This window comes from Stenotrophomonas sp. (assembly GCF_031995405.1).
In the GTDB taxonomy this organism is placed as follows: Bacteria; Pseudomonadota; Gammaproteobacteria; order Xanthomonadales; family Xanthomonadaceae; genus Stenotrophomonas.
Window position 1 is genome coordinate 24,631 of sequence record NZ_DAMAGC010000018.1, and the last position, 8,528, is coordinate 33,158.

Here is an 8,528-nt window from a genome sequence, read left to right on the forward strand (position 1 = left end):
GGCCCCCATGCCCTTTCCGGCGAATGTCCCCCGGCGTCGGCCTGCGGCCGCCACCGCCTCCTTTGTTTCGCCTCCAGCTGTAGTCGGTGGGTCGGACGCTGGGCCCCCATGCCCTTTCCGGCGAATGTCCCCCGGCGTCGGCCTGCGGCCGCCACCTCCTCCTTTATTTCGCCTCCAAGGGCATGCGGGCCCAGCGCCCGGCCCAGCGCCCGACCCACCAACTGCCTGCAGAAAGAGCGGGGTTCCCGTCTGCGCACCGCAAGCCAGCCCCGTGGCGGCCGGTAGGCTCCTGGGCAAAATAAAGGAGGAGGCCGCTTGCGGCCGGGGGACACTACGCCAGGAGCCTACCGGTCGCTACGGGGGCCCAACGCGCGCGACAGACTCGATCGAAGACGCGCTTGGATCGACACGATGCCTGACTGCCACGGCAAACCACTGGCCCATCTGCTGCGGCCCTGGGAGCATGACGCTTCCCACCCTTGGGAAATAAAAAACCCCGGCAATGCCGGGGTTTTCTTCATGCCAACGCAGGAGGATCAGGCCGCCTTTTCCAGCGTGGCCATGTCGATCACGAAGCGGTAGCGCACGTCGTTCTTCGCCATGCGCTCCCAGGCCTCGTTGACGGTCTTGATGTCGATCACTTCCACGTCGCTGACGATGTTGTGCTCGGCACAGAAGTCCATCATCTCCTGCGTTTCGGCCATGCCACCAATCGCCGAACCGGTGATGTGCTTGCGGCCGAACATCATCGCAGCGCCCATCAGCGGCGGATCCAGCTCGGTCAGCACGCCCACCAGACACATCGTCGCATCACGCTTGAGCAGGGACATGTACGGGTTGGTGTCGTGGCTGACCGGGATGGTGTTGAGCAGGAAATCGAAGCTGCCGGCGTGCGCCTGCATCTGCGCCGGATCGCGCGAGACCAGCACCTCATCGGCGCCCAGACGCTTGGCATCGGCACCCTTTTCCGGGGTGGTGGTGATCATCACCACGGTGGCGCCCATCGCCTTGGCGAACTTCACGCCCATGTGGCCCAGGCCACCCAGGCCGATGATGCCCACCTTCTGGCCGGGGCCGACCTTCCAGTGGCGCAACGGCGAATAGGTGGTGATGCCGGCGCACAGCAGCGGCGCGGCGGCCTTCAGGTCCAGCTTCTCGGACACCTTCACCACGAAGCGCTGCTCCACCACGATATGGTCGGAGTAACCGCCGAAGGTCGGCTGGCCGCTGTCGCGTTCGGTGCTGTTGTAGGTGAAGGTTGCGCCCTTCTCGCAGTACTGCTCCAGATCTTCATCGCAGGCCGCGCAATGGCGGCAGGAATCGACCATGCAGCCGACGCCGGCGAAATCGCCGACCTTGAAGCCGGTCACGCCGGCACCGACCTCGGTCACCCGGCCGATGATCTCGTGGCCGGGGACCATCGGGAACTTGGAGTTGCCCCAGTCGTCGCGGGCCTGGTGCAGGTCGGAGTGGCAGATGCCGCTGTACAGGATCTGGATGCGGACATCGCCGGCAGCCACCGGGCGGCGCTCGAAGGAGAACGGCACCAGCGGTGCGGTCTGGTCGTGGACGGCATAACCATGGGCGAGGGACATAGGGAATCCTTGGCAGGTTTTGTAGAAAGGCGCTTTACAATACGCCCGCATCCTGTGCGTATACAGTCAATATATCGGCATGATTCATCAAGGCAGACTGCACAATCGTGGCCACTGACAACCTGACTCACCTGGCGGCCTTCGCTGCCGTGGCCCGGCACCGCAACTTCCGCCGGGCCGGTGCCGAGCTGGCCTTGTCGACCTCGGCGGTGAGCTATGCGATTCGCGCGCTGGAAGAGCGGCTGGGCGTGGGCCTGTTCCACCGCACCACCCGCAGCGTGGCCCTGACCGAGGCCGGCCAGCGCCTGCTCGAGCGCCTGCAGCCGGCGCTGGAGCAGGTGCACGACGCGCTGGAAGAAATGAACCACTTCCGCGCCGCCCCGGCCGGCCTGCTGCGCATCAACGCCACCCGCGCCGCCGTGCAGACCCAGCTGGGCCCGCGCCTGGCGCGCTTCCTGCAGGCCCACCCGGACGTCCGCATCGAGCTGGCCCAGGACGATGGCCTGGTGGATATCGTCGCCAGCGGTTTCGATGCCGGCGTGCGCCTGCACGAGTCGGTGCCCGAGGACATGGTCGCCGTGCCATTGGGGCCGCCACTGCGCGGCCTGATCGTGGGTGCGCCGTCCTACCTCGCGCGCCGGCCGGCACCGCGCCACCCGCGCGAACTGGCCCAGCACGAGTGCGTGCGTTTCCGCTTCGCCAGCGGCCATCTGTACAAATGGCAGTTCGAGCGCGATGGCCAGGAACTGGAGGTGGACGTGCCCGGCCGGCTCACCCTGGGCGACCAGCACACCATCCTGCAGGCGGTGATCGACGGGCTGGGCCTGGCGTACGTGCTGGAAGATTCGGCGCGCCCGTACCTGGATGACGGGCGGCTGGTGGCGGTGCTGGAAGACTGGGCCGAGCCTTTCCCGGGCTTCGTGTTGTATTACCCGCGGCAGCGGCAGATGTCGTCGGCGCTGCGCGCGTTCGTGGACATGGTGCGGGCCACGGCGTGATGCGCGCGGCGGTTGCCGAGGTGACGCCGGCGGTGGCACGCTTGCCCGCCGCATCGGATGCACCGTGGCATGACCCTCCAAACGCCGCACGACATCGAACAACAGCTCGACCAGCGCTTCCCTGCGCTCTACCACACGCTGCATCGGGAGCAGATGCTGGACTGGGGCGCAGTCTGCCACGGCTGGGTCACCACCGTGTTCCAGACGCTGCGCGCGCGTCCGCCGTTGCTGCTGTACGCGCGCGAATTCGAGCTGATCGCGCCGGCCGATATCGTGGGCCATGCCGAACAGTTCACCGATGCGGACAGCCACGTGCGCCTGCGCGAGGGTCTGCAGCTGTTGCCCTTCGGCAGCACCGGTGCCGGCGATTACTACTGCTTCTGGCGCGATCCGACCGCGCCGGACGAGGCGCGCGTGGTGCTGCTGTGGCACGACGATGACCGCGTGGACCTGCTGGCGAACAACCTGCAGGATTTCATCTTCCGGATGATGGTCGATGCGGTCGCCGATCTCGAGGGCAGCCTGCTTGAGCAGGGCGATGTGGTCGACAACCTGCAGCACTGGCTGGCTTCGCACCGCCCCTATCTGCGCGCCGAACAGGTGCAGGCGTTGCACGAACTGTACGCCAGCCCGGCCATGCACACCGGCGGTGTTGGCGAAGACGCGGCAGCCGCGCTGATCCAGCGCAGCATCGGTTTCGATGGGATGGGGACGTCATTCGGCTACGTGCCGGAGTGAGCGAAGCAGGGCGTGCAACCGGTGCAGCGTGCGTGTGGTGGACGGCCTAGTCGTAGCGCAAAGTGACCGTCGCCGTCGCGGCCACGCTGCCGACGCCCGGTGTCTGCCCGGCAAGACGCCAGTAGCCGGCGCGCAGGCGTAGGCGCACCGCCTGTCCGGTCACACCGACGCTGCGTTCGCTGTCCGAGCCGTCCGCTGCGATGACGCGATCGTCTTCCGAGACCAGCACCACCGCCACGCCGGCGGCATCGCCGGTATTGCGGAACACGGTCGGTTCAGCCGGATCCGGGCTGCCGCTGAAGCCGAAGGTTGCCTGTCGCACCGCAGCCGCGCATCCCTGCAGGTTCAGCTCGAAGCCGACGTAGCGCGCCCCGCCCGATGCAGGCAGCTGGCTGGCAGCGACAGGATCGAGCACCACCAGCCGATCCGCGCTGCCCAGTGACCAGTCGCAGGTACCGATCATCACTTCACCGGTCAGATTGAAGTCGGTTGCCTGTACCGGCGCGGCTGCGAGTACGCAGGCCATGGCGGCAACACGGCGGAAGGCTGATGACACCATCGCCATGCGCTCAGTTGTAGGACAGCGTGACCGTCACCGGCGAGCTGATCCTGCCGGCAGCCACGCTGGCGGCGGACTGACGCAGCCGGGCACGCAGCAGATAGGTACCGGTGGTGGTGGTGTACGGCAGCGTGGTGCCCGCCGGCACCACGGCCGCGTTGGTGGTGCCCTGCTGGACTTCGATACCGACCCCGGCCAGGCCACGGAAGTACGACGCCTGGGCGGTATCGGCCAGGCCGGTGATGCGCATGGCGATGCGGGTGATCAACGGATCGCAGCGGGTGACCTGGATGGGGACGTTGACCCAGGAACCGGCGTAGGCACCGGTGAAATCGGTGGCGTAGTACGTACCCAGGTCAACATCGCTGGCGGTGAACTGGCAGACGCCCGGCAGTATCTCGCCGGTGAGATTGAAGGTCACCGACTGGGCGTGTGCGGTGGTGGCAGCGGCAAGCAGCAGTGCCGCGGACAGGCAATAGCGGGCGTACGTCATGGAAATCCTCAGTTGTAGGTGAACTGCAGCGTGATCGGGGTGCGGACCTGGCCGGCGCTGACCCCGGCGCGGGTCTGTACGAAGCGCGCCTGCAGTTGATAGGTGGCGGTGCCGGCACCGGCGGCCCAGTCGAACGCGGTGCTGTTGGGCACCATGCGTTGACTGCTCAGGTTGCCCAGCTCGATGGCGATACCGGTAAGCGATCCGCTGGCCGTGCGTGCGGCGAAGTACTGGCTGTTGTCGGCGCTGGCGGTGCCGTTGGCGCGCAGGTGCACCACGGTGATGTCCGAGGTACAGGCGCTTCGGGTGATCGTCAGCCGACGCCAGCCGGTGCTGGTGCTGCCGGTGAACGTGCTGGACGGGTAGCTGCCAAGGTCGGCGTCGGTCACCGAGAAGGCGCAGGTGCCCGGTTGGAAACGGCCGGTGAAGCGCACGGTCAGGTCGGCGGCAGCCACGCTGCCCGCGCCCAGCGCGCCGGCCGACAGCGCGAGCATCCGCATGCAACGGACGGTACGCGCGTTCACTGGTACACCAGCGTGATGGTGGCCGCGCCATTGGCCTGGCCCGACGTGGGCGTCGCGCCGGTCTGGTAGTAGCGTGCCTTCAGCAGCAGGGTGTAGCTGGAACCGTCGACCTGGTTCAGCGGCAGCCCAGCGTTGCGCGGCGTACCGAAGCCGACCGGCACCAGCGTGCCCGTACCGACCTGGATGCCGATGCCGGTGGCGGTCTGGTTGACCCCATCCGGCTGCAGGGCCATCACCGACTGGGCCGCGTTGACGATCGCAGTGACTGGATCCACCCGGTACTGCAGGGTGTTGGCCACGCCGCCCTGCGTTGCCTGGCCTCGGTCGTTGTAGGTGCCCGACAGGCTGCGCGCATGGAAGGCCGGGCAGTTATTGAGCCGTACCGGCACATCCACCCATGCGGTACCCGTGCCGACGCCGGCCAGCGCGGTCATCGGGTGCGTGCCCAGATTCACCGGCACATCCGGCGTGCTGCAGGTGCGCGAGACGATGTTGATCTGTCCGGTGAACTGCGCCTGCAGCAGGTCCAGCCGGTTGTCGCCCTGCACGTTGAACCAGGGCGAAGGCAGGCCGCTGCCCTGGATGCTGCCGGCGCCGACGGTGGCAGCGGTCTTGAACAGCACCAGGATGTACTGCGTATCGGCGAACAGCGAGATGCGTGGGTTGCCGGGAGCGGCGCTGTAATCCACCGCGTTCTGTACCGGCAGCGCCGTGGTGCCGGGGCCGATCAGCACGGCGGCACCGATGCCGGGCACGGCGGTGGTGTAGATGCGCGCGCCATAGGTGGGATGGGTGTAGCTCGACAACGGGTACGGCGTGGCGCTGTAGGCACGGTTGTAGGTATAGGCCGCGCGGTCGCAGGCCACGGTAAAATCGCGGGTGGTGGAGAAGCTGCGCCGGTAGATCTCCGCCCCGATGGGCAGGTCGCGACCGACGGTGATGGTGCCGGTGATCGGCACGCTGAAGCGCAACGCAGCGGGAAACTCGGGCAGGTAGCTGCAGCGGCCTGCCTGCGCCGGCGAGGCCCATAGCAGGCCGAGCAGCGCCAGCACTGCGGCGGAGGCGAGGACGGAACGGAAATGCGGGCTCATGGGGTACCGGTGTCCTGCAGGCGTTCACTGCTGGAGGAGGAAGGCCGCTGCGTGGGGTGTGCGGCGGCGGTCGGCGCCGGCCCCTGTTCGCAGACGGCCTGGAGGGTTTCGTAGCCACCCCGCGGTGGCGCAGGGTCCTTGTGCAGGGTCACCCGGACCTGGCAGCGATCCTGCAGGCCGTCGCCCCAGCGCACGCTGACGTCCCCGGAGCGGTGCAGCCCGTTGAGGAACAGCCGGCTTCCCTGTCCGGCGACGCCGACCACCTGGCCCTGCGCGTCGAGCACGTCCGCGCCAAAAGGAATGGCGCGCCCGTCATTGAGCGTGGTCTCGATGATGACCGCGCGTCCCGCACTGCTGTCGTAGTCCAGCCGCACCACTGCGCCCGCGCGAGGCACGACCCGGCGGTTGGTTTCCTTGAAGGTCACGCCCATGCCGGCGCCGCGTGGATCCAGCGCGATGTCGTTGAGCTGGTACGGGATCAGATAGGGAACGATGGCGTAGCCACGCGCATCGATCCGCGTGCTTTGTCCGTTCTCCACCCGCGCGCCCGCCGCGCCAGGTGCATGCACCAGTCCGACGGTATCGCCCAGCGGCGGCGACAGGGTCAGTCCCCCTGCGTGCAGCACCATCCCGCCGGACATGCCGGCACCGAACTGGCGGTAACCGGGGCCATGGCTGGCGTTGGCGGTGAGTTGCCCGTGCTGGCCCGCGTACTGGCCATGCAGGTCCAGCGCAGTGGCGGACGCCGCGCGCGACAGGCCCGCGCCCCAGCTCAACCGGTCCTCGTTGCCGCCCGTGCCGCTGACCGCCAGCCGGGTCGTGCTGCCGCCCTGCTGCGAACGATTGACCAGCGCCGTCAGCGCCGGTGCGCGCGGCGCTCGGCCAAGCGGCACGCTGAGCGTGAAGTACAGGCGCGTGTCGCTGCGCTCGTTGCGCAGCGCAGGCGCGGTGGCCGGGACCGTGCCGGGAATGCTGTCGCGCAGGCCGTCGGCCTGCCACGGCAGCAGACTGTCGCGGGTGCGTTGCACCGACAGGCCATAGCTCATGGCGCGCCACTGGTTGCTGTAGCCGGCGGTGAAATCCAGCTGGCGGCCGACATCGCCCCAGAAACTGCGCTGCGCGCCGATCAGGTACAGCTGGCCGGCGCGCGCGCCGAGCGACTGGTTGACGCTGATATCCATGCGGTTGCGCTGGCGCGCCACGATGGCGCTGCCTTCGCCGCGCGCCTGCGCGTCGCGCATCAACGACATGTCCTGCAGGCTGACAAAGCCGCTGGTGGAGTAGCGGTAGGCGGCCATGGCGAGATCGGTGCCGGTGCCGACGAAATTCTTGTTGTAGCTCAGCCGCATGCTCGCGCCGTGGCGGGCGGGCTCGGAGCCGATGCGGGTGCTGGCGCGGGTCAGGTCGAACGCGTACGCGCCACTGCGCGTGTTGAGTGCGGCACCGGCCAGCGCGGCCTGGTAGCCGCTGCCTGCGATCGCACCGGTGTAGCCGGTGAGCGCATTGCCGAGCCCACGCTGGTAGGTGGCCTGCAGGATGTCGGGCGGGTTACGGCGATCCGGATCGGCCACGCGGCCAGCGGTGATGCTCCAGCGGTTCTGGCCGGGGCGCAGCAGCTGGGTGACCGCCGAAAACGGCACGCTGTAGCGTTTGACCCGGCCGTCGGCTTCGGTGATCTCCACGTCGAGGTCACCGCCGTAGCCGGTCGGGTACAGATCATCGATCGAAAATGGGCCGGCCGCGACGCTGGTTTCGTGGATCAAGGTGCCGCGCTGACGGATCACCACGCGTGCGTTGGTATCGGCGATGCCGCGCACCACCGGTGCAAAGCCGCGCAGCGACTGCGGCAGCATGCGGTCATCGCTGGACAGGCGCGCACCGCGCATGCGGATGCTGTCGAACAGTTCGCCAGAGGTGAAAGTGTCGCCCACCACCAGTTGCGCCTGCCAGGCGGGCACGTCGTGCTGCAGGTAGGCCGCGCTGCTGCGATAGCGGGCGTGGCCGTGTTCGCTCCAGCCCAGCGCGCCCTGGTGACTGAACTGCCAGCCGCGCGCGTGCAGGGAGCCGTTCAACCCCAGGTAGCCGCTGAGCTGGCCGGTGCCGTTGCCTGCGCTGCGATACAGGTTGGTGGTGTAACCCAGCACCGCGGCCGGGATGCCCGCGTCCCACTGCGCGACGTCGACCTGGCCACGGGCGTGGCGCAGGGTGTGGATCTGCGGCACCGACAGGCGCAGCACCTGGTTGCCGGCATCGAAGGTCGCCGTCGCCCCGGGAATGTAATCGCCCAGTGGCCCGCAGAACGAACCGGCCGGGATCGGCTTGCGCGGCGTATCGACCGGGTCGTCCTGCAGGTGCTCCAGGTCCACGCCATAGCGCCGCAGCGCCTCGGCGCTGAAGCAGGGCTGTGCGTCGCCCTGGTCGGGGTCGTCGACGTAGACGATGTCCGTGCGCGCGCGCCACTGCTGGTTCATCACCACATCACCGCGGTAGGTTCCCGGTGCGACGTAGCCGCTGCGACCGAAGCGCGCCA

The 8,528-nt window shown here is 68.4% G+C and carries 8 protein-coding genes; 2 read left to right on the top strand and 6 right to left on the bottom strand.

Annotated features, from left to right (window positions below):
* Window positions 1-536: 536 nt before the first annotated feature.
* Window positions 537-1,595, bottom strand: a complete 1,059-nt coding sequence (locus RTO53_RS05025) for an NAD(P)-dependent alcohol dehydrogenase (RefSeq protein WP_312236777.1) — start codon at window positions 1,593-1,595, stop codon at window positions 537-539.
* 107 nt (window positions 1,596-1,702) lie between these two features.
* Between RTO53_RS05025 and RTO53_RS05030 the strand changes: the two genes are divergently transcribed.
* Window positions 1,703-2,593: a LysR family transcriptional regulator gene (locus RTO53_RS05030; protein WP_312236778.1), complete on the top strand. Its 891-nt coding sequence runs from the start codon at window positions 1,703-1,705 to the stop codon at window positions 2,591-2,593.
* Between the two features lie 69 nt (window positions 2,594-2,662).
* Window positions 2,663-3,331 (top strand): SMI1/KNR4 family protein, encoded by a 669-nt coding sequence (locus tag RTO53_RS05035; RefSeq protein ID WP_312236779.1) that lies wholly within the window; start codon window positions 2,663-2,665, stop codon window positions 3,329-3,331.
* 46 nt (window positions 3,332-3,377) lie between these two features.
* Here RTO53_RS05035 and RTO53_RS05040 read toward each other — a convergent pair whose 3' ends face one another.
* The 5 genes from RTO53_RS05040 to RTO53_RS05060 form a co-directional block, all read right to left on the bottom strand.
* Window positions 3,378-3,857 (bottom strand): fimbrial protein, encoded by a 480-nt coding sequence (locus RTO53_RS05040; RefSeq protein ID WP_312236780.1) that lies wholly within the window; start codon window positions 3,855-3,857, stop codon window positions 3,378-3,380.
* 43 nt (window positions 3,858-3,900) lie between these two features.
* Window positions 3,901-4,383 carry a hypothetical protein gene (locus tag RTO53_RS05045; protein ID WP_312236781.1) on the bottom strand — a complete coding sequence of 161 codons (483 nt, stop codon included), beginning with the start codon at window positions 4,381-4,383 and terminating at the stop codon, window positions 3,901-3,903.
* 8 nt (window positions 4,384-4,391) lie between these two features.
* Window positions 4,392-4,907, bottom strand: coding sequence for a fimbrial protein (locus tag RTO53_RS05050; protein WP_312236782.1), 516 nt, complete (start codon window positions 4,905-4,907; stop codon window positions 4,392-4,394).
* Complete coding sequence (locus RTO53_RS05055) at window positions 4,904-5,998, bottom strand: fimbrial protein (protein WP_312236783.1); 1,095 nt, start codon at window positions 5,996-5,998, stop codon at window positions 4,904-4,906. The genes RTO53_RS05050 and RTO53_RS05055 overlap by 4 nt, the downstream gene beginning before the upstream one ends.
* On the bottom strand, window positions 5,995-8,528 hold a 2,534-nt coding region (locus tag RTO53_RS05060), incomplete at its 5' end, for a fimbria/pilus outer membrane usher protein (protein WP_312236784.1). The genes RTO53_RS05060 and RTO53_RS05055, both read right to left, overlap by 4 nt.